General features: G+C 49.6%; 28 protein-coding genes. 17 read left to right on the top strand and 11 right to left on the bottom strand.

Annotated elements, in window-relative coordinates:
* Positions 1-386: 386 nt before the first annotated feature.
* The 4 genes from WJM45_RS19595 to WJM45_RS19580 all read right to left on the bottom strand — a co-directional run bounded on the left by WJM45_RS19595 (position 387) and on the right by WJM45_RS19580 (position 3948).
* The gene (locus WJM45_RS19595) at positions 387-875 is read right to left on the bottom strand and encodes a DUF6515 family protein (protein WP_341326700.1); all 489 of its coding nucleotides are present in this window, start codon (positions 873-875) and stop codon (positions 387-389) included.
* 127 nt (positions 876-1002) lie between these two features.
* Positions 1003-1374, bottom strand: coding sequence for a hypothetical protein (locus WJM45_RS19590; RefSeq protein WP_341326699.1), 372 nt, complete (start codon positions 1372-1374; stop codon positions 1003-1005).
* A 209-nt stretch (positions 1375-1583) separates the two neighbouring features.
* Positions 1584-2270, bottom strand: coding sequence for a response regulator (locus WJM45_RS19585; RefSeq protein WP_341326698.1), 687 nt, complete (start codon positions 2268-2270; stop codon positions 1584-1586).
* A 232-nt stretch (positions 2271-2502) separates the two neighbouring features.
* Complete coding sequence (locus WJM45_RS19580) at positions 2503-3948, bottom strand: ATP-binding protein (RefSeq protein ID WP_341326697.1); 1446 nt, start codon at positions 3946-3948, stop codon at positions 2503-2505.
* A gap of 332 nt (positions 3949-4280) precedes the next feature.
* Here WJM45_RS19580 and WJM45_RS19575 point away from each other — a divergent pair, with 332 nt between their 5' ends.
* A complete protein-coding gene (locus tag WJM45_RS19575) occupies positions 4281-4466 on the top strand; it encodes a hypothetical protein (protein WP_341326696.1) in 186 nt (61 codons plus the stop codon).
* A gap of 512 nt (positions 4467-4978) precedes the next feature.
* Here the strand turns inward: WJM45_RS19575 and WJM45_RS19570 are convergent.
* A complete protein-coding gene (locus tag WJM45_RS19570; RefSeq protein WP_341326695.1) occupies positions 4979-5983 on the bottom strand; it encodes an SGNH/GDSL hydrolase family protein in 1005 nt (334 codons plus the stop codon).
* Positions 5984-6369: 386 nt separating this feature from the next.
* Positions 6370-7173: a response regulator gene (locus WJM45_RS19565; protein ID WP_341326694.1), complete on the bottom strand. Its 804-nt coding sequence runs from the start codon at positions 7171-7173 to the stop codon at positions 6370-6372.
* A 486-nt stretch (positions 7174-7659) separates the two neighbouring features.
* On the opposite strand from WJM45_RS19565, the gene WJM45_RS19560 reads away from it, so the two are divergent.
* Both WJM45_RS19560 and rlmJ read left to right on the top strand, forming a co-directional pair.
* Positions 7660-8412, top strand: coding sequence for a DUF5765 domain-containing protein (locus WJM45_RS19560; protein WP_341326693.1), 753 nt, complete (start codon positions 7660-7662; stop codon positions 8410-8412).
* A 216-nt stretch (positions 8413-8628) separates the two neighbouring features.
* Positions 8629-9468: a 23S rRNA (adenine(2030)-N(6))-methyltransferase RlmJ gene (rlmJ, locus tag WJM45_RS19555; RefSeq protein ID WP_341326692.1), complete on the top strand. Its 840-nt coding sequence runs from the start codon at positions 8629-8631 to the stop codon at positions 9466-9468.
* Positions 9469-9490: 22 nt separating this feature from the next.
* Here the strand turns inward: rlmJ and WJM45_RS19550 are convergent, their stop codons facing one another.
* From WJM45_RS19550 to WJM45_RS19535, 4 genes are all read right to left on the bottom strand, one after another.
* Entirely contained in the window at positions 9491-10159 is a 669-nt protein-coding gene (locus tag WJM45_RS19550; RefSeq protein ID WP_341326691.1) for an ABC transporter ATP-binding protein, read from the bottom strand.
* Entirely contained in the window at positions 10156-11292 is a 1137-nt protein-coding gene (locus WJM45_RS19545) for an efflux RND transporter periplasmic adaptor subunit (protein ID WP_341326690.1), read from the bottom strand. The genes WJM45_RS19550 and WJM45_RS19545 overlap by 4 nt, the downstream gene beginning before the upstream one ends.
* Entirely contained in the window at positions 11289-12518 is a 1230-nt protein-coding gene (locus WJM45_RS19540; protein WP_341326689.1) for an NADP-dependent isocitrate dehydrogenase, read from the bottom strand. The genes WJM45_RS19545 and WJM45_RS19540 overlap by 4 nt, the downstream gene beginning before the upstream one ends.
* 328 nt (positions 12519-12846) lie before the next feature.
* Positions 12847-13368, bottom strand: a complete 522-nt coding sequence (locus WJM45_RS19535) for an ankyrin repeat domain-containing protein (protein WP_341326688.1) — start codon at positions 13366-13368, stop codon at positions 12847-12849.
* An 80-nt stretch (positions 13369-13448) separates the two neighbouring features.
* Here WJM45_RS19535 and apaG point away from each other — a divergent pair, with 80 nt between their 5' ends.
* The 5 genes from apaG (at position 13449) to WJM45_RS19510 (ending at position 16621) form a co-directional block, all read left to right on the top strand.
* Positions 13449-13826, top strand: coding sequence for a Co2+/Mg2+ efflux protein ApaG (gene apaG, locus WJM45_RS19530; RefSeq protein WP_341326687.1), 378 nt, complete (start codon positions 13449-13451; stop codon positions 13824-13826).
* Positions 13827-13828: 2 nt separating this feature from the next.
* The gene (locus tag WJM45_RS19525; RefSeq protein WP_341326686.1) at positions 13829-14662 is read left to right on the top strand and encodes a symmetrical bis(5'-nucleosyl)-tetraphosphatase; all 834 of its coding nucleotides are present in this window, start codon (positions 13829-13831) and stop codon (positions 14660-14662) included.
* A 362-nt stretch (positions 14663-15024) separates the two neighbouring features.
* Positions 15025-15465 carry a hypothetical protein gene (locus WJM45_RS19520; RefSeq protein ID WP_341326685.1) on the top strand — a complete coding sequence of 147 codons (441 nt, stop codon included), beginning with the start codon at positions 15025-15027 and terminating at the stop codon, positions 15463-15465.
* 564 nt (positions 15466-16029) lie between these two features.
* Positions 16030-16308 carry a hypothetical protein gene (locus WJM45_RS19515; RefSeq protein WP_341326684.1) on the top strand — a complete coding sequence of 93 codons (279 nt, stop codon included), beginning with the start codon at positions 16030-16032 and terminating at the stop codon, positions 16306-16308.
* Positions 16295-16621, top strand: coding sequence for a hypothetical protein (locus WJM45_RS19510; RefSeq protein WP_341326683.1), 327 nt, complete (start codon positions 16295-16297; stop codon positions 16619-16621). The genes WJM45_RS19515 and WJM45_RS19510 overlap by 14 nt, the downstream gene beginning before the upstream one ends.
* Positions 16622-16990: 369 nt before the next feature.
* Here the strand turns inward: WJM45_RS19510 and WJM45_RS19505 are convergent, their stop codons facing one another.
* Positions 16991-17890: a LysR family transcriptional regulator gene (locus WJM45_RS19505; protein WP_341326682.1), complete on the bottom strand. Its 900-nt coding sequence runs from the start codon at positions 17888-17890 to the stop codon at positions 16991-16993.
* A gap of 136 nt (positions 17891-18026) precedes the next feature.
* Between WJM45_RS19505 and WJM45_RS19500 the strand changes: the two genes are divergently transcribed.
* The 9 genes from WJM45_RS19500 to WJM45_RS19460 all read left to right on the top strand — a co-directional run bounded on the left by WJM45_RS19500 (position 18027) and on the right by WJM45_RS19460 (position 24510).
* Positions 18027-18572, top strand: a complete 546-nt coding sequence (locus WJM45_RS19500) for a peroxidase-related enzyme (RefSeq protein ID WP_341326681.1) — start codon at positions 18027-18029, stop codon at positions 18570-18572.
* 151 nt (positions 18573-18723) lie between these two features.
* The gene (locus WJM45_RS19495) at positions 18724-20013 is read left to right on the top strand and encodes a pyridoxamine 5'-phosphate oxidase family protein (protein WP_341326680.1); all 1290 of its coding nucleotides are present in this window, start codon (positions 18724-18726) and stop codon (positions 20011-20013) included.
* Between the two features lie 15 nt (positions 20014-20028).
* On the top strand, positions 20029-20634 hold the full coding sequence (locus WJM45_RS19490) for a glutathione S-transferase (RefSeq protein ID WP_341326679.1): 606 nt from the start codon (positions 20029-20031) through the stop codon (positions 20632-20634).
* A gap of 31 nt (positions 20635-20665) precedes the next feature.
* Positions 20666-21139, top strand: a complete 474-nt coding sequence (locus tag WJM45_RS19485) for a nuclear transport factor 2 family protein (RefSeq protein ID WP_341326678.1) — start codon at positions 20666-20668, stop codon at positions 21137-21139.
* A gap of 154 nt (positions 21140-21293) precedes the next feature.
* Positions 21294-21917 carry a sigma-70 family RNA polymerase sigma factor gene (locus WJM45_RS19480; protein ID WP_341326677.1) on the top strand — a complete coding sequence of 208 codons (624 nt, stop codon included), beginning with the start codon at positions 21294-21296 and terminating at the stop codon, positions 21915-21917.
* Positions 21910-22110: a zf-HC2 domain-containing protein gene (locus WJM45_RS19475; protein WP_341326676.1), complete on the top strand. Its 201-nt coding sequence runs from the start codon at positions 21910-21912 to the stop codon at positions 22108-22110. The genes WJM45_RS19480 and WJM45_RS19475 overlap by 8 nt, the downstream gene beginning before the upstream one ends.
* 471 nt (positions 22111-22581) lie before the next feature.
* Positions 22582-22872 carry a hypothetical protein gene (locus tag WJM45_RS19470; protein ID WP_341326675.1) on the top strand — a complete coding sequence of 97 codons (291 nt, stop codon included), beginning with the start codon at positions 22582-22584 and terminating at the stop codon, positions 22870-22872.
* A gap of 16 nt (positions 22873-22888) precedes the next feature.
* Complete coding sequence (locus WJM45_RS19465) at positions 22889-23761, top strand: DUF692 domain-containing protein (RefSeq protein WP_341326674.1); 873 nt, start codon at positions 22889-22891, stop codon at positions 23759-23761.
* Positions 23758-24510, top strand: coding sequence for a putative DNA-binding domain-containing protein (locus WJM45_RS19460; RefSeq protein ID WP_341326673.1), 753 nt, complete (start codon positions 23758-23760; stop codon positions 24508-24510). Before WJM45_RS19465 ends, WJM45_RS19460 begins: the two co-directional genes overlap by 4 nt.
* The last annotated feature ends 9 nt before the right edge of the window (positions 24511-24519 follow it).

The following is a 24519-nucleotide window of genomic DNA, read 5'->3' as shown; positions in this document are numbered from 1 at the left end:
CTCAAAAAATGGCTAACTTAATGAAGGTGTGGGGGTGGCTAGCGAGGATGTCGGCAGCAGGGATCGCTGCCGTCAAGCCCCCATATATGGGTTCACGGCGGTCCTCGATAGACAGATCCCATATCTTTTATCCTTAGACGGTTTTTCGATCAAAAGGGAGTAAGAAGAACACGTAGGCAGGGCGTACCTTAAATTTCGCGCCTTCCTTGTTCTTTGTATTTGAAATGTAAGTAATCAGGACCCCGCTGGAAAATTAACGCAATTCAGGCGTAATTATTGGCCTCCTCCTTGAAAAAGTGGCATTGGAAGATATTATTTTATTTATAAAATCTCCTCTAGCCCTCTTTTTCAAATAGGGGAACCGAATATTTAGTTTGAGTTTGGGATCATCGCCAGAGCGCAATGCCTGGATTATTGACGACTATGTAGCCTCTCGGGTGCCTACGATAAAACGTATTGCCTACGACAAAATAAGGTGAGCCTCGCCACATCACTTGATGATGCAGTCTCGGCAATGTGGTTATAATCGCGCCGATCGGTGCATCGACGATGATATAGCCGGATTGAAACGGCTGATAATAAAAGCCGTCATAAAAATAATAACTTGAACGATCGATGACTATCCTGGATGCGCCGCGAGGCAAAGGTCTAGTTCGGTAACCGGGTTTATAATAATGCGGATAGGGCGGCGCCGGCGTGTAGCGTTGCCGAGGCGTCGAATATATGCGTGATCGCTGTACTTGCTGCGGCGCGGTCCGTTGTTTCGAATAACTGTGCCGGCTCGACCGAGCCCGATGATCTTGAGCATAGACGGCGCTATTCATCAATAGCATCGCACTGATAGCCATGACAGCTATTTTTGTTAGACTTTTCATAACGATCTCCCCGTGGTACCGAGCGAAACCGCTACCCGTCCCTGGCTTGCGGTTGCATTTTGTCCGTCGATACTTGCCTTCTCAGCCGTGTTCTTTGTCTATTGCTTAGAAGATCAAGTCGTTCCGCTTATTGTGCGTCGACAGTTTTGCCGGATTTTCTTTCCTGTCTTTCCTGACGTCTCTCTTGACGTTTTTCTTTCCATTTTTCATGGCGCTGCTGTTTTAACGCTTCCATTTTTTGCATTTGTTCTTCATTCAGCACTTCCTGCATACGGCCGCGGGTTTCTTCGTGGATCGCTCTGTATTTTTCATGCTGTTCCTTGAAGATGGATTCCAGCTGTGTGCGTTGTTCTTCAGTCAAGTCCAAATCCTTGGTCAAGCGCTCTATTCTTTGTCCGTGGCGGCCTTCCATATCGCCTCTACCTCCACCCGGAGGGAATGCGGCTGCAGTCAACGGAAGTGCCAATGCGATTGCGATTGCGATGATTTTTTTGTTCATGATCTTATCCTCTTTGGGTTGGTGATAACAGAACGGTTTATCTCCGTTCTTGGTGATTAATATAAACGCCAAATGCGTAAACAATTTGCAGCAATTATGGAAACATTGTGAAAGTGCATGACAAAGGCAAAAATTCAAAACTCTCTTTTGCCGTTAACGCCGAGATAAAAATAGAGATTTACCCTATTCCCTTTTTTACTACTAACCGCTTACTGCTCACCGTTAACCTGTAGTTCGTAACGGTAACCGGCACCGTAAACCGAGTGGACTAACTCATGTCCCGGTAACAGGTCCGACAATTTCTTGCGCAACTTCTTGATATGGCTATCGATCGTCCGATCGGAAACGATGCGTTGGTCCTGATAGATCAAATCCATTAATTTAGAGCGCGAAAAAATTCGTCCGGGTTGATCGTATAAGGCCTGCAACAATTGAAATTCCACCGCAGTCAATTCGGTTTCCTTATGCCCCGCCCGGACCCGAAAACTTTCCGGCACGAGCGATATCGGACGGTCAAAACCGCTTACCTCTTGCAGTTGCAACCTGCGCAAGACTGCCTTGACGCGCGCGACCATTTCGCGCGGACTAAACGGTTTACAAATATAATCGTCCGCGCCTAATTCAAGCCCCAACAAGCGGTCGACTTCTTCGATACGTGCGGTCACGATGATGATCGGCACGGTGCTGAAGGTTCGAATTTCGCGGCAAATATCCAAACCGTCTTTTCCCGGCAGCATCAAATCCAGCAAAATGAGATCCGCCGGATTTTGTTTCAACCAGGGTACTACTTTAAGACCGTCATCGAGGCATTCGGTTGCATAACCGGCATTATGTAAATAATCCGCCTCCAGACGAGCCAATTTGAGTTCGTCTTCGACAATCAAGATACGGTTCATAAAATAATAATATCCTCGGATCAAAAGCCGCCCATTATCAACCACCATGGAGACCGTGGATGAACTTAGAAAAAACATTACACCATGAAGATCATGAAGAATAAGAAGCTATCTCAATAACTTGTTACGCGTTCGTATAAAACTTTCGCTCACCCAATAGGTTGGCGGGGATACTCAGGCAAGCTCTTGAATTGCTTCATGGTTAAACTGCCGATTTTAGGATGATACTTTCTTAAGATAATAACGGTAGCGCAATACGGATGTTAAGCCCGCCCAATTTTGATTCCCCGGCTGTCATCGTACCGTTGTGCGCATGGACGATATTCGCGCAAATGGCAAGACCTAGCCCTGCGCCCCCATGATGCTGGCTGCGGGAACTTTCGACTCGATAAAAGCGATCGAATAAATGCCCTATTTCCTGCTCGGGAACGCCGGGTGCGCTATCGGCGAATTCGATCAGCAACAAACCGCTTTTTTGCATGACGTTGATCTTCAAACAACCGCCGGCATCGGTGTATTTGGCGCTGTTGCTCAATAGGTTGCGGAATAGTTGCGACAATCGGTCCGGGTCGGCATGAATGCGCACGGTTTTGGTCAGACGATTCAGCAACTGCAAGCGGATTTGCCGGTTATCGAATTCCGGCAATAAGGCGGCGACATCCTCTTGCAGCACTGGAATCGGATCGAGGCTTTGCTTGCGATAGCTAAGCGCGCCTTGATCTGAAAGCGCCAATTGATAAAGATCCTCCGTCAAACGATTCAGTCTCATGACATCGCCAAGCAGCGAATCGACCGCTTCGGCTGTCAGCGGACGGATTCCGTCTTGCAAGGCCTCCAATTCTCCATGCAACACTGCCAAAGGTGTACGCAATTCATGGGAAATATCGGCGACCCAGCGCCGTCTCGATTGTTCGGACCGTTCCAACGCCGTTGCCAATTCGTTAAAATCGCGCGCTAAATAGCCAAGTTCGTCGGACGATTCGACAGGAAGCCTTACATCGTATCGACCGATGGCAAGCGCTTTCGCCGCCGTGGTTATCCGTTTTAGTGGCCGTCCCAACATATAAGCCAATAGCCAGGCCAAAAAGGCGGAGAGCAATATCATCAGTAAGGCAATCCAGACGAAGGCCTTAGCCTGACCCTCGATAAATCGCAGTTCGCCGGGTTGGCTCGGCGTTTTACCCGGCAAAATTCCCAAATACCCGACAATACCGTCCCGGTAACGGATAGGCTCCAATTCCCCCAACTGCTCGACGGCGCCGGCGCGTCCATATATGATCGTACGATCGGCGCGAAACAGCATGACGCGGAGCTGCAAAGGCGTATAACGCCGGCTCATCGAATCTTCCGGCATAGCTGGAGGCCAATAACCGGGCGGTTCGCTTTGCGCCTGCTCGATCAAAATAGGTGGCGGGCGATGACGGCGATGATCGGCTTGCCACAATAAATGAATCCACAACTGTTTGTTGCCGGCCAACTTTTCCCAATCTTGTTCTTCGGCATAATAATCGCCAAGCATTTCGATCATTGCCGTCACGCGTTCCTGCTGTCTCGATTTGATAAATTCGTTAAAACCCCGATCCAAAGACCAGCGCATGAACGCATACATCCCCGAAACAACCAACAAGGTAGTCATTAAAAAGGTCAGAAATAATTTTATTCTTATTGATTGGCGCATAAGCTTACCCCGTCACGCGATAGCCTATTGTCGCCTGGAATTGTGCAAATATTAAGGAGCATTAGATGTCTTCAATTTACTTCCCTTTTGATCGAAAAACCGTCTAATATACCTTTCGCGCTTCAAATTTCGGCAGTGCCGGAGGATGCCTCGGGTTGCTCGATAAAGGCTTTGCCAGCATGGAGCTGGCATAGAGCATACATGGACGTATTTACCCAGCACCTAAATTATCCCGGATAGTTAACCATAACCAATAAACTATGGAATTTAGGCAATGGGTAAACCCCATAAGCGCCAACTTAGCGTTCATTCTATGGTGCATTTGCCGCTTTATGAAAAACAACACCGGTTCCGAGGAGGGTGCGGTTGCTCGACCGACAGGCGTCGGCGGCAGGGATAGCCGCCGCCGAGCCTACATGGACGTATTCACGGCGTCCTATCGGGCGAGTGACCGCATCCACCACAGTTTGCACTTTCATTTGCCTGGCGATTGCCGGGCCTTCATGAACGTTACTTAAGTTGGCGCCAATGTGGGTAAACCCTTCCATGGGGCTTGGCGGCAGCTTTCCCTGCCGACTACTCGCTAGCCACACACCATGCCTTTATAAAGTTAGCCATTTTTTGGCCATAAAGGGAGTAGTAATGCATTATTCCCAAGCAAAGAGCTTGGAAACGAGCGATCATAGGTTTGTTTTAAATCCAATATATAAAATATCAAAGTGCTCATTGTTTGATTTAGCGTTGATGCGCGAATATTGCACTGCGTAACTCTGCGAGCCCAAATCGCTTCATTTTTAGCCTTGCTGATCTCGAATAGCAACCGTCTTTCCGTCATCCGGTGAAGCTTTTTGATCCTATCTTAGTCACTGCGCCCGGTATGCAGGGACTCATGCTTGAGGTGCTTACTCCTTCGAACGTCGCCCGATAAAGTAGGTGAAATTGACATCGAAAAAAAATACTGTCTAAAGTCGGTTGCAATTTTATAGGCTGGCAAATCCGCATTCAGAATCAACACATTGAAAACGTTTTGCTAATCGCTTAACTCCCTCACAAAAGCATCCCATAGCATATCCCCGATTATGGCCTGACCTTTTAAATTGGGGTGTACACAATCAGCGGCTAAGTATTCTTTCCAGTCTTGATTCATCTGAGGCAAATTCTCTGTGAGAGCGATTTTGCCCTGAAAGGCTGAGTAGAATAGTTGTCGGTTTCGTATTTTGGTGATTTCGTCTGAAAGCAGCTGGTTCATATCCGCGACGTTTTGTTGTAACCTCAACATTTCCGCCGGGTCGGAGTACAGCGATTTAAAAAACCCATAAGCGCGTAGCTGAATATCTCGGCATGTCGTTGCCGGCAAGCCCATAAAAGCAGGAATACTAACGATATCAGCTAGTGCCGACATGGGGGATAAATCTTGCAGCGGCGTCACGATAATCTGGCTGCGAGGATAACGCCGGATCAATGTGTTGAAAAAACCTTTGACATTGATTTTAAATCTATCAGGTGTATCGCCTGACACGGCATCGATGATATTGAAGTTCACCAAAATGTAATCCGGCTTTCTGCCTGCCAATTTATTTTTCAATCGGCGCAATTGATGTCGGCTGAATTTATAGGATCCGGCCAGAAAGCCGACATTCAAGATTCTGACAGATCTGTTCGTGTGTTGTTTTAAGCGGGTGGCAAACGAATAACTTTGATTACCCGCCGTGGCAGAAAGCTGAGTGTTTGCCGTAAATTTAAATTTTCGCTCCATCAAACGACTATAAGCCATGAGATTGCTTTCTGGTTGTTGGATCAAAACCAGTTGAGCAGGTCTTAACCTTTCCAGGCGATTTATGGCCTTGCTGACGCTTAAATAAAAATCCAGACCTGGGCTGCCCAGGGTTGAATTGGCCCAGACGCCTTGCGTGGCACTGTCACCTAACACTGCCACGGTGATTCTCTTTCCGGATGCCGCCCAGTTGGCCGTTGAAAACAACAATAACCATAAGACGATTAAAATTTTGTATGTCTTGGGTTTTGTTTTCAGCATGATTAATCTGATTGGCAATTATAAAAGTCAGTTATTTTTTCAAAATCCATAAAACAGTGATTTTTTCTGAATTGAAAATCAGTAAATTTCGACAGCCTAGCGGACTAGACGCCCTCGCTCCCAGGCTTATTGCCTTAATTTGCTTGTGGGTCTGAATAATTACGTCCGAATAGCTCGGGTCAGTCGTTATTTATACTCATCGTGGATGAAAATTCGGCCTCGGGGCGTCCTGTCAGGCGAGTAATCGTACCATCTCCCACGCTCAGAGTTTTGGAAAGCAATCATTGACTATTTACTAAATGGTTTATTTAGTAGGAAAAAGAACCGTTTCAACTGCTAACGCGAACATGGCCCCCGCTGTTCACCGAAAAAAAACGCGCCAGGCCTTAACCGTTCAACACCCGGAATAAAATTTCTTTAACGTTTTGCGGTTCGAAGGGCTTGTCGCAAATCGCCGATACACCGGCTTGCTGAACTTGATTCAAGCGGGTTTCATTCGATTCGCTGGTGACCATTAAAATAGGGATGAAGGTATTTTGCCGGTCGTTTCGGATATGGCTGATCAATTCCATGCCGTCCATTTCCGGCATATTATAATCGGTCACGATTAAATCGAAGGCCTCGCCAGTCGCTTGAAATAACTCGGCGGCCGCCTTGCCGTCATTGGCCGTGGTAATCTGAGTAATCCCCATGTTATTTAACACCCGAACGATATGCTTACGCGCCATCGAACTGTCGTCGACCACCAAGACGCGCAAGGCTTCGATCGCATAATTATCCAACTCGAGTTCTTCCGGTTCGATGAATTCGATCGTTGATCGTAAGGCTCTTCTCAAATTATCATGATCGAAGGGCTTGGGCAAAATAGCCACGACGCCAGCCTGCCGGATCGGGTCCAATGCCGAAATCCGCGTCTCGCTGGATATCAACATAAACGGAACGTCGTTCAGTTCTTCATTGGTTTTGATTTTGACAATCATTTCGGCAGCCGTCATGTCCGGCAAATACATACTGCTAATAATTAGATCGGGCTTATAATCGGACAATATCGTCAAAGCCGAGTCACCCGAATCCGCCCCTTCAATGTTGGCAATCCCTTCTTCTTTAAGATGTTTGATGATGACTTTAAGCTGCGTCGAGGAAGGTTCGACCAGTAAAATCGATAGATCTTCTATTTTTAAAGATGTCATAAGCGGTTGATTGATGCGTTCCCGTTGCGGTTAGCGGTTAGCGGAATTTTGAAAGCCGTCGTATCCTTGTCGAATAAAGTCTACTCCCTGCTAACGGCCAACCGTTTTCTACTGACTCAATATTTCTAATTTTTCCGAACCTAAAGTTTAGACGCATTCCTAGCCTTTTGCTGTCTGGTTCCCGGATTTAAAAGCGATAATTTTTTTCGAATGAAATCAATAAACCGGAACCTTTGTAATATAATCACGCGCACGGTTTTAGCTTCGTACTTATGAAGATTTAGCCAAAACAATATCAAAAGGCAACGTAAGAAGAAACAATTGCAGGAAAACTGGTCGTAGTTGAAAACCATTTGAGTTGTAATTCGTTAACTAACTCTAAAACAACTCCCTGCTTTTTCGTTGTCTTTATGATTAATTGTTCATAATTAGAGAATGCCTCTTAACCGGGGCACTGTATAACTATAACTAAAGAGGATAGGAATTATGTGTTGGAGTGGAGAAGCATCGACCGTTTTGGCGGCCGCTGGGCTGTCGACGGCGGTTTATGTCGCCAGGAAAGGTGAATCGAACGAATTGTGGATTCCCTTGGTGTATTTTGCATTGATGGAACTCCTGCAAGCGGCAACTTATGTTTATATCAATCTATGCGACAACCCGAATAATCAGATATTGACGCTTTTTGGTTATGTTCACATCGCGTTTCAGCCATTCTTTGTTAATATGGTCGCGATGTATTTCATTCCGGAAAGCGTCAAATTAAAAATTCGCACGACTGTTTATACGATTTGCGCGATGGGCTCGTTAGCGATGCTAGTTAAAATGTTTCCTTTCGATTGGGCAGGGTCATGCCAAATCGGTATCGAAGGATTTTGCGGACCGGCTACCTGTTCGGTATCCGGCGATTGGCATATCGCCTGGCAAATGCCGTTGAACGGCCTGATGTCCGGGCCGCAAAGCTGGCTGTTCGGTTTCGATTGGGGTTTGCACGCCTTTACTTACATATTGGTGTCTTTCTACCTGCCGTTACTTTACGGATCTTGGCGTTTTGTCGGATTCCATTATTTGATTGGGCCGTTCGTTTCCGACCTGACCACGACTGACCCGAACGAATATGCCGCTGTTTGGTGCCTATTTTCGATTGCATTATGCGTATCGGTTATCAAAACGCCAATCCGCAAGCATTTGCATGTCAAAACATGGCCTTATTATCATCGTCAAGTATCTGACGCGTTATAAAGGCCTAAACCGGCGCTTTGACCGGCTCATTGACATCGCTGTCAACGGAAGACGCGGCAGTCCGGTAAGGGATCGCCGGAATCCGGCGGCCAGGGATGGCGCCGAATCTATTTTTCTGGTTCCCACGGTCCTCCGTGGGGATCCATACCGTGGCTGCCAAGGCAAAATCGGCATGCATTCCCGCCTCATTAAAATTTCTAGTGCGACACCAAAACCATGCTCAGTTATCGTCACGGATTTCATGCCGGCAATTTCGCCGATGTCCTCAAACACAGCCTGCTTTGTTTGACGATCATAGAACTCAAGAAAAAAGACAAACCCTTCGTTTATATCGACACACATGCCGGCGCCGGGGCCTATTCTTTGCAGTCGCCCTTTGCCGAAAAAACCGGCGAATACCGTCAAGGCATTGGACGTCTATATCCCAACGAAACCTCTCATCCTTTGCTCGATAGTTATTTTACTGGAGTTCGCTCGTTAAACACCGATAATAAACTAAGCCATTATCCCGGGTCGCCGGAATTTGTCCGAGCGCTGATGCGATCTCAAGACAGAATGCAACTTAGCGAACTGCACGGGAGCGACTTTGCGTTCTTGCAAGAACGCTTCCGTAACGAACGTCAAATCAGCGTGGCTCAAGAGGATGGCTTAAAAAAGCTAATGAAAAAACTGCCTCCGGTACAAAAAAGAGGATTGATTTTTATCGACCCGAGTTATGAAGTGAAGGAGGATTACAGCCGTGTGGTTGAAACGCTCGCAAAAGCATACCGGCGCTTTAGCACCGGTTTGTATTGTCTTTGGTATCCTGTGATTCGCCGGGAAACGGTCGATAATTTAATGGTGGAACTTGCGGAAACCGGCATCAGGAAACAATTGCGAATAGAACACTGTGTGCTTCCGGACAGCGAGGAATTGGGCATGACCGGATCGGGCTTGTTGTTCATCAATCCGCCTTGGCAATTGGAAAGCCAGGCCCGCGAATTACTGCCTTGGCTGAACGATAGACTTACGGATGGAACGGGGACTTGGTCTGTCGATTGGCTGGTTCCGGAATGATATGAGCCGATAAAGTCACGATTCACGTTTCGGCTTCAATTTTGCCGTCCACGATACGAATCTTGCGCTTGGCCCGCCCGCCGATCGCTTGGTCGTGCGTGATCACCACCATAGTCACGCCTTGTTCGTTAAGTCGCTCCAATAGATCGATGATTTCGGCGCCCGATTTGCTGTCGAGGTTGCCGGTCGGCTCGTCGGCCAGAAGAATGCCGGGATTCATGATCATCGCGCGGGCGATCGCGACGCGCTGCAACTGGCCGCCGGATAATTGATCGGGCCGATGCCCGGCTCGATCGGATAAACCGACTTGCTTCAAGGCTGTTTCGATTCGCTGTTGCCGTTCCTTGCGGTCGATTCCGGCCAGCATCATCGGCATTTCAACATTTTCGGCGGCGGTAAGGCGTGGGATCAAATGAAAAAATTGGAATACGAAGCCGATATTTTCGCGCCGCACCTTGGCCAATTCGTCATCACTGTACTGTGTAATATCCCGGTCATTTAAAAAATAGCGACCGGAACTAGGCTGATCCAGCAGCGCGATCACATTCAATAAGGTCGACTTCCCGGAACCCGACGGCCCCATCACCGATAGGTATTCGCCGTGCTCAATGGTCAGATCGATACCGTCGAGCGCATGCACCGTCTGTTCCCCTACTTGAAAGTACCGATGAATGTCTTCCAGGCGAATCATTGCTTTTCGCGTACCGCAACGCCTTGTTCGATGCCTTCCTGGCCTACCGAGTACACGACCCGATCGCCCTTGTCGAGCCCCGACACGACTTCGGTAAAATTCCAATTCGCCAAGCCCGGCTCGAAGCGGCGCTCTTCAAGAACGCCTTCGGCTCCTATCAACAAAACCCGTTCGGTGCCTAGAATCGCTTCGGCGGGCAGTCTCAAGGCGCTGTCCTTACGCGCCAACAGCACTTCGACATCGGCGCTGTAACCGGGCATCAAGCCTTCAAGATCCTTCGGGTCTGTTAATATGACTTCGATTTCGACGGTGCGCGCCTGCTTTTCCTTTTCCAAGACATAAGGCGCGATGCGCGATACCTTGCCGGAGCAACGCTCGCCGCTAAACGCATCGAGCGACACGCAAGCCTGCATCCCGGTTCTAATATGTGCGGCATCGACTTCATCGATCGGCGCCGAGATATACAAACAACTGAGATCCAGCAAATCGATCGGCGGCAGCGTGAGAATGCCGGGCGGCGACGGCGTGACGAATTCGCCCGCTTCAGCGTTGACTTCAGCGACGACACCGTCGAACGGCGCGCGTATTATCGTGCGTTCGACGGCGGCCTTGGCGACATTCAAATTCGCAATACCGGCCTCGACGTTAATGCGGGCAGACCGACAATTGGCTTGTTGCGCCTTGGCCTGGGTCACGGCCTTGTCGACCATATCGACCGAAACGAATTGTTTGCTGCGTTGTAACTTGATCAGCCGGTCGGCCTCGCGGCTCGCGCCGGCGGCGAGCTCGCAAATTTGTTCGGCATTGGCCCGATTGACTTTAATTTGTGCCGATTGAAGCTCGACTTGCGCCTTCAAATCATCATTCCAGATTTCGAGCAGCAATTGATTCTGTTTGACGCCATCGCCTTCCGCGACATGCAAGGCTGCCACCTGACCGCCGGTGGCCGGGGCCAGATAGGATCTTCGGCAAGCCTTTACGGTGCCTACGCGGGTATTCGACACGGTCGCCTTAACCTCGCCTTCGGTCAAGACATAAACTTCGACTTCGACCGGCTTGGGTCGTTTCGCGTAATAATAAGCGCCAACGATAGCGCCGATCACCGCAAGGCTTATCAGTGCCGATCGGCTCATGTTGACAGGCGCCGCTCCAGATTCGTTCGCAACACGTTTAAAAAGTCTTCGGTAGTCAAATAATGCGAGTCGTTCAACTCGTCACCGTGAATGCACAGCGCCAGGTCTTTGGTCATTTGCCCGGCTTCGACGGTTTCGACGCAAACCTTCTCAAGCGTGTCGCAAAAATCGATCAAGGCCTGATTGCCGTCCAACTTGCCTCGAAATGCAAGGCCCCGCGTCCAGGCGAAAATCGATGCTATGGGGTTGGTCGAGGTCTTTTTGCCTTGTTGGTGCATGCGGTAATGCCGCGTTACTGTGCCGTGCGCGGCTTCGGCCTCCATGGTTTGACCGTCCGGCGTCACTAGGGTCGAAGTCATTAGTCCCAACGAACCGAAACCTTGCGCGACCGTATCGGATTGCACGTCGCCGTCGTAATTCTTGCAGGCCCAGACGAATGCGCCGTTCCATTTCAATGCCGATGCGACCATATCGTCGATCAGCTTATGTTCATAAGTGATGCCTTGCTCGGCGAAACGATCCTTGTATTCGGCCTGATAGACCGCTTCGAATATATCCTTGAAGCGGCCGTCGTATTTTTTCAGAATCGTGTTCTTGGTCGACAAGTACAGCGGCCAGCCGCGATCCAGTGCGACATTGAAACAACTGCGCGCAAATCCCGCGATCGACTCGTCGGTGTTGTACATCGCCAGGGCCACGCCGTCGCCTTCGAAATGATAGACTTCGAAATCCTGAACTTCGCCGCCGTCATCCGGCGTAAAGCTTATGCGCAGCGTACCTTTGCCTTTCGTTAAAAAATCGGTCGCTCGGTATTGATCGCCGAAGGCGTGACGGCCGATGCAGATCGGTTGCGTCCAATTCGGGACCAACCGGGGTACGTTTCGGCAAATGATCGGCTCTCGGAACACGGTGCCGTCGAGAATATTCCGTATCGTCCCGTTCGGCGATTTATACATTTTCTTCAGATTGAATTCTTGAACACGCCCTTCGTCCGGCGTGATCGTCGCGCATTTAATGCCGACGCCGTGTTTTTTTATCGCATGAGCGGCATCGATCGTAATTTGATCTTCGGTCGCATCGCGTTGTTGAATACTCAAATCGTAATAGTCGATCGTCAAGTCCAGGTAGGGCAGAATCAATTCTTGCTTGATGAAATGCCAAATGATTCGGGTCATTTCGTCGCCATCCAGTTCGACAACAGGCGATTTAACGGGGATTTTGGTCATGCCGCGCTCCTTTAGATTTTGGGATTAGGATTTCGTGATAAATAACGCCCTGGAATTATCAGCTTTGTTGAGGGTTCGGTAACTCGCTTGGCAGGACGCCGTGAACCCAGCACCTAAATTATCCAAGATGATCAACCATAGCCAACGGGCTATGGAATTTAGGTGCTGGGTGAATACGTCCTTGTAGGCTTGACGGCGGCTTTCCCTGCCGCCGACACCTGCCAATCGAGCAACCGAACCCTCCCTAAAATAGGGAAGTTATTTACGACCAAATCCTTAGTAGGGAAGTATAGCGTTAATTGCTTACGAAAATCTCGATTGAACACTACTATTCTTCAGGCTTTTCTTGTTCTTCCGCGGGCGCTTCGCCTTCTTCATCCGCAGGCTCCGTTTCTTGGACTTCCGGCGCTTCCTGAGCGTCTGCTTGCTCGAGGATTTTGATGATGCGCTCATTACCGACTTTTTTCGCTCGGCCCAATACCGTTATATTTTGATTGTCTTTGGCATTGACATCGGCGCCTGCCGTTATCAACAAGTTAACGATATTTTCATGACTGAAAATCAATGCATCCATCAACGCCGTCGTTCCGGTATTATCGGCCATATTCACATCGGCGCCATAAGCCAAAAGAGTTTGCACAATCCGCGCATTACCGCCGAAGCTCGCGCCCATCAATGCGGTGCGCCCGCCGGGAGTCGCGCTATTGACGTCGAGGCCTTGAGCCAGAAGCGCTTCGACTCGGGCTTGATTACCGCCGACCGCGGCGGAAAACAAATCGACGGCGCTTGCCGCGTAAACGTTCAAAGGCAACAAAAGCAATAGAATAGAAAACGCTCTGTCGATTCTCATCTTGAATAGTTGCTTGCGTTTAAAACCGAGTTAAGTTGAAATACTAATCAATTTAGCATTCATAATTTATACCATCGTCGATGAGCACAAAAAATAAAATCATGATCGAGGCCACCCCTCATTTCATCGAAACGCAATCATACCCGGAAGAAGGACGTTACGTCTTCGCCTATACGATTACCATCACCAATGCCGGCATGATTCCGGCGAAATTATTGACTCGGCATTGGCTGATTACCGATGCCAACGGCAAAGTACAAGAGGTTACGGGCGAAGGCGTCATCGGCGAACAACCCTATCTTAAACCCGGCGAATCATTTCGTTATACCAGCGGCGCAATGATCGAAACGCCGGTAAGTGTGATGCAAGGCAAATATTCGATGCGCTCCGATGACGGCGAGGATTTTGAAGCTTATATCCCTAAGTTCACGCTGTCGATTCCTAGAACCCTACACTGACCATGTCCATTTATGCGATTGGCGATATTCAAGGTTGCTACGACGATTTGCTCAGACTATTGGATGCGCTTCGATTCAATGAAAACACTGATCAAATCTGGTTTGCGGGCGACTTGGTCAACCGCGGGCCTAAATCGCTGGAAACCCTCCGTTTCGTAAGATCGCTAGGCTCCTCGGCCGTAACCGTGCTTGGCAATCATGATTTACACTTGCTCGCCACTGCTTGTTCGATTAGATCCGAACGCAAAAAAGACTCGCTGAGCGAGATCCTCGATGCGCCGGATCGAGACGAACTGCTCGATTGGCTCAGGCATCGGCCGCTGTTTCAATACAATGACGACTTTTGTCTCGTGCATGCCGGCCTACCGCCGCAATGGGACTTCGACACAGCCCGCGAAATGGCCGCTCTGGCGGAAAATGCACTGCAAGACTCCAATTATGCCGATTTTCTCAAGGACATGTACGGCAACAAGCCGAACGTATGGTCGCCTCAATTAAAAGGCGTCGAGCGGCTACGTTTTATTATCAATTGTTTTACGCGAATGCGCTATTGCGATGATAACGGTAAGCTGGATTTTATCCATAACGGGCCGCCTGGAACTCAGCCTAAGAATTTAAAACCTTGGTTTGAAATTGCCAACCGTAAAAACGCCGATTTACGCATCGTATTCGGACATTGGTCCTCGCTCGGTTACTATCGAGGCAACAATTGTTATTGTATCGACACCGGCTGCCTCTGGGGGGGGGCTTTAACCGCGTTACATCTAGGAGAGAATGTATTCCGGGTCAGTATCGATTGCGAAGGCGTATTGAAGCCCAGGCAAAAAAAGAGCTGATTTATTGGTATTTCAATTTTCGGGTGTACGAAATCAGGTATTGACAAGCAAAGTAGCCATCGCTGCTATTGCATCCCTTCGACAGGCTCAGGACGAACGGTTAATCCTTAGTGCTTTTGTTCCACCTTAAGCATAGGTATCTACACAAGTACTTGCTCCTTTTTCCTTGAGGGAGAAGGTTGGGATGAGGGGGATATAAGTGGTTGTTTTTACTCTCACCGCCGCAACCCTCTCCAACAGGAGAGGGTGCTAGAGCGGATTATAACTAATTGTATTTATTATATAAAAACTTGTGTAGATACTTATGCACCTTAAGAGGGAAGCCCCTTTCCGTTTTAAATTTACAAATTAGCAGATATTTTATGACCAAGTTTCCCGACGTCTCCATGCTATCCCTGCATGAAAAAAAACAACTTTTCGATTTGCTGAAAAATGAACTTCAAGAATATTTAAATGAAAGCGAAACAGCGCTTAGCTTTTATAATTTGAAAGTCACTTATGAAAATGTTCTTTGCCTAGCATTGGACAAGCATGAAGCGCTTGAAATTCTCGAGGAGAACATACAAAGCCTGTGCAAAGATTTCCAGGTTAATGAAGTAACTCTGATCGATCTAATTAATTCCAGATACAACGTGATAGCGGACGATAAACGGGTCGCCGAGGAAATTAAGGACGATTTAAAAACCTTGTGGGAATTAGAGGCGGACGGTCTGTGGGATAAGGAAAAGTTGCTTACCTATTTTGACTTGATAAAGTCCGACCATTTGAAAAAACTGTTGCAACAGCATATAGACCAGTTTTGAAGTCGGCGAAAACATTTCGTACAGCTAACCAACTCGCTAGTTAGATGGATTCATGGGTTCTGGGCACAGGATTCTGGGGACACATAACTTAGGAACGAGCATGAAATAACTTAGACAACTGTTGGAAGGGGTTCGGTGGCTCGATTGCCAGGTGTCGGCGGCAGGGCAGATTTTTGCTCCTGCAAAATCTGCATTCATGCCATCCGTGACAATCTGATAGCCGCCGTCAAGCCTACAGGGACGTATTCACCCAGCACCTAAATTCCATAGCCCTTTGTCTATGATAACTATCTCGCATAATTTAGGTGCTGGGTTCACGGCGTCCTGTCAAGCAGGTCACCGAACCTCCGAAAAGCCTACTACTTGTAGAAGTTATTTTGTGCATATCCCTTAATTATAATTTAGTCATGTGTCCCCAGAATTTCTGAAAATAAATTGAAAATTCACTTACATTCCCGGTTATCTTCGCTTCAGTTTTTATCGAGTATTTTACACCTTGTCGGGAGCTATTAATTTTTCTATGTTGGTGCTATAGCGCCTTCTTATATTATTAAGGAGGTTGCAATGTCGACAGCAACTAGGCAATCTAGTGTCAAAGTCATTGGCGCAAATGGGCAAATCTCACTTGGGAAGCATTACGCTGGCCGACAAGTGCTAGTGGAGGAGCAAGAGCCGGGGGTGTGGCTAATACGCACGGCAACTATCATCCCAGACAACGAAAGCTGGCTGCACCAACCAAAATCGGCTACGGATTTGCAAAATGCCTTGTCTTGGGCGCAAACCAACAAGCCCGCTGAAAGTGATTTGGATAGCATGCTGGAGAAATTAAGTGGCGAAGAATGACCAAGATAAACTGGTCAGGCTTGATCTTAACAACCCTGTTTTTCAAGAAAACTTATTTATGCTGCAAAAGCCGGAAAGACACGCTGCCTTAGACTCTCTCAACAAAATACGGCAAATGACCTGGAATCAAGCTTACCGAGACAGCGGCATAAAGTATGAAAAGATCATTAGTGTCAAACCCCCGACGGGGATTGATGCAATTTATTCGTTGCGGATTACCCAAGCCAGAAGGGCTACCGCTTATCGTGATGGCGATTTCATTCGTCTTCTAACCATTGCCCCTGACCACGATAACACCTATGGCAAAAAGTGACTCTCCTTAGATACCGGCTTTTCAATTGTCCTTAAAAAACCAAATTGTTTTCACGGCAAATGCCGAACTTCTCAATAGCAGCCAGTCACCAATGTCATTTTGGGTTTGAATCGAAATAGACTAAAACGACCCTTAGCTGTCTAATGCCCACCATCAGATGAATGTCTCAAGATTTTGCCAAAGCTGACATTTTGGGAAATTTGCAAAAGCCTAATCATTCCTGGTGGCATTGCCACCGCCGATAAAACGCAAAACTTGACTACAAGCTCAGCTCTGCGTTAAGGCCAATTCAGCTAACGATTATAGCCATTAAAGGGATCATCCAGCTTTACTTCTTAAGTTTAGCTCACAGTTGTGAGAGTCAGTTGATTAATTCAGCGACAACTCGGCCCGTAAACGTGTAGCCATCAAATCGAGGAACGAACGAATTTTGGCCGAGGAATGTCGGCCCTCGCGATGCAAAATATGGACGGGAACCGGTGGGCTTTCGTATTCACCCAGCACGATTTTCAGTTGACCGGTGCGTAACGGTTCGGCAATTTGATAGTTCAACAGACGGGTAATCCCCAATCCCGCCTTGGCGGCGCTGGCCGCCGAATCGTTGTCGCTGACGCTCAGCATCGGTTGCACCTTGACCGTATGCGCCTGGCCATCGTGTTGAAAGCGCATTTCATTGTTCGGATTTAGGCCGCGGGCCAGAATGATGCGATGTTGGGTTAAATCATCCGGTGTCTGCGGTATGCCGTGTTCGGCCAGGTAATCCGGCGATGCGCACACTACCCGCCTGACCGATCCAACCCGCAGCGCCCGGTACGACGAATCGGGCAATTCGGCGATGCGAATCGCCACATCCACGCCTTCCTCCAGCATGTTGACTACCCGGTCGACGAACAGCGCATTGACCTCCACCAATGGATAACGTTGTAAATAATCGACAATACCCGGCATGACGAACAAGCGCCCGAACAATACCGAGGCTGTCACCGTGAGTTGGCCGCGCGGTTCGGCATTGATGCCCAGCGCCGCATCGTCGGCTTCATCAGCCAAGGCGATGATGCGTTTGCTGTCTTCATAATACTTCTGGCCGGCCTCGGTCATCCGCACGTAGCGGGTGGTGCGGTTCAGCAACTTAACCCCCAAGCGCTCTTCCAACGCCGCTACCGCCCGCGTCACGGCGGGTGGTGACATGTGCAACTTGCGCGCGCCGCCGGCAAAGCCTTCGGCTTCGACCACTGCCACATAAACGCTCATTAAATGCAATCTATCCATTCGTAATTCCATAAATCGGAATAGTTAATTGATAATTTTAGGCATTCTTTAATTTTTCGCAATAGATCACACTGTACCCGCCTGCTGAATTTCACTCAGGCTTACATCAACCCCTTTAATTCTTTGGAGAACACTCATGAGTCGTATTACAACAGTTAGCAACGAAACCGCCAATATCGAACAACGCGCACTATTTGAAGCCATCCAGGGGCAATTGGGCATGGTGCCTAACTTTCTACGCGTATTCGCCCACTCGCCTGATGCTTTGAAAGCCTTCCTCGGTTTGCATCACATCGCGGGTCATGGCTCGCTGGACGCTAGCACCCGCGAACGTATCGCATTGGCGTTGGCCCAGAAGAACGAGTGCGAATACTGTCTGTCCGCTCATACCGCCATCGGCCGCAAAGCCGGTTTGAACGGCGCTGAAATCGAAGCCAACCGCGCCGGTTCCAGTCAGGATGCCAAAGCGGCGGTGGCAGTTAAATTCGCTCGAGACCTGGTCGAACACAAAGGCGAGGTCACTAATACGGAATTGCAATCCATGCGTGACGCCGGTTTCAGCGAGGCCGAAATCGTCGAGGTGATCACCCATGTCGGCATGAATATTCTGACCAATATTTTGGGTAAAGCCAGCCGGGTCGATATTGATTTCCCGAAGGTCGCGTTAAAACAAGCCGCCTAAACCCTAATCGGGGAAGCGCAAGGATGACGCTTCACCCGGTTTATTGCGCTAAACGGAATAAGGTATTGCAAATTATGACTATTCATCGCGGCTGACGACTGTGCCAGAGTAGCCCGCAATAATATCAATCCTCTGCAGGAGGTATTCAATCATGGCCCGTGCTTTTGCCAAAATCAGTTTCACCCCCGATGTCAAGGCAGTACAAGCCGAAATGGGTAGCCGCTCGGCGTATCGGACGGCCGAACTCGGCGATGCCGAAACGGTAGCGTTGGGCGAGTTCGAACAAACCTTTATTGCCGAACGCGATAGCTTTTATCAAGCCACCGTGAGCCAATCCGGTTGGCCCTATGTCCAGCACCGCGGCGGACCGACAGGTTTCTTGAAAGTATTGGATGAGCAAACCCTCGGCTATGCCGATTTCAGCGGCAACCGTCAGTACCTTTCGGTCGGCAATTTACGCGGCGACGATCGGGTCAGCTTGCTGCTGATGGACTATCCGGGACGGCAACGCTTGAAAATCTGGGGGCGAGCGCGGGTGGTGAATGAACGAGACGCGCCGGAATTGCTGGCAAGACTGGAATTGCCGGACTTTCGCGCCCCAGTCGAGCGCGGCATCGTCATTCGCGTCGAAGCCTTCGACTGGAATTGCCCGAAATACATCATGCCTCGCTATAGCCAACGCGAAGTCGAAGCACTGTTGGAGCAAACTCGGCGTCAGCAACAAGCCAATACGGTAGCATCGTCAACAACCGTAGTTTTGGGAAATGGCGCATTGCCCTTGACCATCAGCGGGATTCGCCAATTGACGCAGCGTATTCGCGCTTACGAATTATGCCATGCCGATGGTGAGCAATTGCCCGCTTACCAATCCGGAGCGCATCTGCGTGTGCCGATCGCGCTGCCTAACGGTACGGTAACCAGCCGGGCCTATTCGCTGACCGATGCACCGGACGAACGGGATTGCTATCGTATCGCGGTGCTGAGGGTGGAAGACGGCGACGGCGGCTCTCTCGAATTGCACGATGGTTGGCAACTTGGAACTCGAATCAACATCGAGCTTCCGGAAAACTATTTTCCACTGCACGAAAGCGACCAGCCGGCCTTGTTGATCGCTGGCGGCATCGGCATCACATCTATCAAAGCCATGGTCGAAACCTTGGCCGCGAGGGATACGGCCTTTCAACTGCATTACACCGGCCGTAGGTGGCAGGACATGGCATTTATCAAAGACTTGCAACGGCAGTTTCCCGATCGATGCCAATTTTATTTCAGCCAAGTGCAAAACCCGAGCCGATTGGACGTTCCGGTTTTACTGGGAAATGCAACGGCCGATACCGTCATTTACGTCTGCGGCCCAACTCGCCTGATCGACAGCGTACGCCAAACCGCCCGCCAGCTCGGCATTGCCGACGAACGGGTGCAATTTGAAAGTTTCAATTAACCGAAGGAGTTCAACATGATTACCCTGTACGATATGTCGCTATCCGGCAACTGCCACAAAGTTCGCTTATTGCTCAGTTTGCTGGCCTTGGACTATCAAACCAAACCTGTGGATTTGCGCGGCGGCGAACAACGCGGCCCCGGCCATTTGCAACGCAATCCGTTCGGCCAAGTGCCGGTATTGGAAGACGACGGCCTGATCGTGCGCGACAGCCAGGCCATTTTGGTGTATCTGGCCAAACGCTATGGCGGAGAAAATTGGTGGCCCGATGACGCCTATCAGCTCGCGCAAATCGCCGCCTGGCTATCGACCGCCGCCAATGAAATCTTCCACGGTCCGGCCAAACTGCGTGTACACCATAAATTCGGTAGTCTTATCGATACGGCAGCGGCCGGGCAAACCGCCGACAAAGTACTGGGCATTATCGACCGCCATCTACAAAGCCAGGCTTGGCTGGTCGGCAATTCGGTATCTATTGCCGATGTTGCCGTCTATCCTTACTTGGCATTGGCGCCGGAAGGCGATTTGGACATTGGCGAATACGCCAACATCATCGCCTGGTTCCAACGCATTCGGGCATTGCCTGGTTATGTGGCGATGCCCGGTATGTGGCAAGATTAAATTCATCATCCTTTCATCTCGGAGAAATAGTATGGCTCAAGAAATCAAAGCCCCCGCCCCACCCTTTACCTTGGATACCGCCGCGCAAAAAGTGCGCATGGCCGAAGACGCCTGGAACTCGCGCGACCCGGACCGTGTCCCCTTGGTCTATACCGAAGACACCCTTTGGCGCAACCGAGCCGAATTTCCAAAGGGCCGCAACCAAGTCCGCGAATTTTTGCAACGCAAATGGGCTAAGGAGCTGGATTACCGTTTGATCAAGGAATTGTGGGCGTTTACCGACAACCGCATCGCCGTGCGCTTTGCCTACGAATGGCACGACGATTCCGGCCAATGGTATCGCAGTTACGGCAACGAGAACTGGGAATTCAACCCGCAAGGTTTCATGCAGCGGCGCTTCGCCAGCATCAACGATTTGCCGATCAAGGAAGAACAGCGTTTGTTCCACTGGTCGCTGGGCCGCAGACCCGACGACCATCCCGGATTAAGCGATTTGGGTTTATAACTCGATCTTGGTATCCCTATAAAAATCCCGACGAGGTTACGCGATGCCTGAGTCACAATCCTGATTTTTTAATTCATCGACAATTTTTTTGTAAGGAATGTGCCTCCACAAACGACACAGTCTCTAGTCGGTCCGACTAAAAGGAGATTACTACATGTTGCTGAGCGCAGAGATGAACCCACCCGATCAACTGAACGAAGCTCTACTAACCGAGCATCGCCCAGTCTTGTTTCGTTACGCCTTACTGCAATTGAAGGATAACGAACTGGCCGACGACGCCGTGCAGGAAACATTACTGGCCGCTTGGCAATCCTTCGCACACTTTGAAGGCAAGGCCGGTTTACGTACCTGGCTCGTCGGCATTCTAAAACACAAAATTGCCGATCACTGGCGGCGCAGTGCGCGTGACGTTGTTACTGCCGAGTTCGATCAAATCGATAATGATGAGAACGAATCAGACGAAGACGCGTTTTTTATGAACAATGGCCATTGGATTGGCGGCCCCTCGCTCTGGAACGATCCGGAAGCGGCGCTCAAACAACAGGAGTTTTGGGTCATTTACGAAACCTGTCAGAACAATTTGCCCGCCAAAATGGCTCAGGTGTTCATGCTGAGGGAGCTGGTTGGTCTCGAAGCAGAAGAAGTCTGCCAGGAAGTTGGCATCAGTGACGCCAATTATTGGGTCATCATGCACCGTGCCCGCTTGCGATTACGCGAATGTTTGGAAATTCGCTGGTTCAATCAACCGAAAACAAAAAAGGAGAATCATCATGCGTAGTTGTCGCGATATTACCGGCTTGATGTCACAGGGCCTGGATAAAAAACTGAGTTTAGGCGAACGCCTGGCGATAGGATTGCATGTGATGATGTGTTCCGGCTGCCGTAATTTTCAGAGCCAATCCCAATTCATCCGCATAGCCGCGCATTGTTATACCGAGCAATTGCAAAAGCGCTTGGATGAGAAATCATAGGACACATCATGGATAACAGCCCAATCATTTTGGAGTCTACTATGATCTGACCAAACTGTAGGCGCCGCGAAACCGAGACTATGCCCACCCCTGCCAGTGGTTTTTTTCGAATGTCAAAACTGCCATTTCCTGTTAAAACCCAAGCCCGGAGATTAATGCCCGCCGGTATAAGGATCGCGGGCTTCAACCAGAAAGGCCATGCTGTAGAGCGTTCGCAGTAAATACTGAGTATGGGTATTTTTCATAGCTTGCCCTTGTACGATAAATCAATCTGAATGGATTGGAGCTTGACCATTGATTAAGTCGTAACTTAACCGCCTTTCCTTACAGCACACTTTGAAGTTTTTTTAACGCTGACTTCATGTGTCGGAAGGTCAATAAATTTGTAAGGAATTCAAATGGACTCCGACTGATGGGGCAGGAAAGCATTGTTGCTTGTCCTGATCCATTAACCTATTCGGAGATAACACCATGAACAAAAAAACCTTGTCATTGACTTTAAGCAGCGCGTTGGCTTCCACCTTGCTGAGCGCGGCACCCGCGATTCAAGCCGGCGAAAATCCGTTTGCGATGTCCAGCATCAATCCTGCGCAACAATTGGCGGCAGCAGACGGCAAAAGCACCGAAGCAGGTTGCAGCGCCAAAATGAAGGAAGGTAAATGCGGGGAAGGCAAGTGCGGCGCCAACAAGATGAAAGGCGCCGAAGGCGGGTGCAGTGCCAAAATGCCGGAAGGCGGTTGCAGCGGTAAAACTACGAAATAAACCGGAGGAACCGCCAATGACCCTTTCTAATCCTTTCGGTCTTGCGGGTTCCGGTTTGGGTTTGCGACGAGCACTGTTGCCCGCCCTGAAAAACAATATTCCGGACAGCATTGCCTTTTTCGAAGTTTCGCCGGAAAACTGGGTGGGCGTTGGCGGTCATCTCGGCAAACAGTTTCGCAGCCTGACCGAGCGTCACCGTTTCGTGGCGCACGGTTTGGCCTTGTCGTTGGGAGGACCAGCGCCGCTCGATACCATTTTTTTAAGCGAGCTGAAGCAATTTCTCGATCATCATGCTTTTGCTTTGTACACCGAGCATTTGAGTTTTTGCAGCGACGAAGGGCATTTTTATGATTTATACCCGATCCCGTTTACCGAAAAGGCGGTCAAGCATGTCGCGCGCCGGATTCGCCAGACTCAGGAGATTCTGGAGAGGCCGATTGCTTTGGAAAATGCCTCTTACTATGTGCAGCCGCCGCAGGCGGAGATGGACGAACTGACTTTCATCAATGCGGTATTGGCCGAGGCCGACTGTTACCTGCATCTGGATGTGAACAATATATATGTCAACAGCGTCAATCACGGCTACGACCCGTTCGAATTTTTGCGGGGCTTGCCGGGCGAACGCGTGGTTTACGGCCATGTCGCCGGTCACGACTTGCAGCCTTCGGGCCTGATCATCGACACCCACGGCCAGAACACCATCGAACCGGTTTGGAACTTGCTGGCCGAAGCCTATCGACGTTTTGGCGTGTTTCCCACCTTGGTAGAACGGGACAGCAATATTCCGCCAATGGCTGATTTATTGATCGAAGTCGAACGAATTCGTGATTTGCAAAACAGTCATCGGCTTTACCTTAGCACGCCTGACCTTAGTGAGGTGGTGGCATGAACACGGCACCGACATTTCAACAACAGCAACGGCAGTTTCTGAATTTTTTACGCAGGCCGCAAAACGCTCAACTCCCGACCGGCTTTGATGCCGAGCGGGCGGCGATCTACGTCGATCTGCTCTACAACAAGTTCGATGAAAGCCTGAGTGCCTGTTTTCCGGTCATTCACAGTTTGCTGTCAAATGAAAACTGGCAAGCATTGCTGCAGGACTTCATCGCCGAACATCGCTGCCTGACGCCGTATTACCGGCAAATTCCCGACGAATTTGTGCGCTATTTGCAACACGAGCGCCGACAACCCCACGATTGGCCGTTTTTAGCGGATCTAGCCCATTTCGAATGGGTCGAGTTGCAGTTGTCGATCGCCGAGTCGGAGTCGGTAACCCGAAAGACGCTGCCTGCCGCCGATTTGCTCGACCATGTCCCGGTATTGGCGCCGGTCATGCAGTTGCTGCATTACCGCTGGCCGGTACAGGACATCGGCCCAGACTGCTTGCCGAGCCGTCCGCCCGAAACGGTCAATCCCATCCTGGGGTATCGCGATAGTCATGATCAGGTGCGATTTGTCAGCCTGAGCCCGGCCTCTGCGCAGCTAATCCTGCTGTTAAATGACGGATTGACCGGACAACAAGCCCTGCAAGCCATGAACGGCAGCGCATGCAAGGACACGCAATTTCTGGAATTCGGTCGGCGCATGCTGATCGACTTGCACGAACAGGATGTGATTGTCGACATCCAACCGATTTGACCTTTGGAT

Source organism: Methylotuvimicrobium sp. KM2, assembly GCF_038051925.1.
Lineage (GTDB): Bacteria > Pseudomonadota > Gammaproteobacteria > Methylococcales > Methylomonadaceae > Methylotuvimicrobium.
Note: the sequence above shows the minus strand (reverse complement) of the source record. Positions and strands in the feature narration are given on the sequence as shown.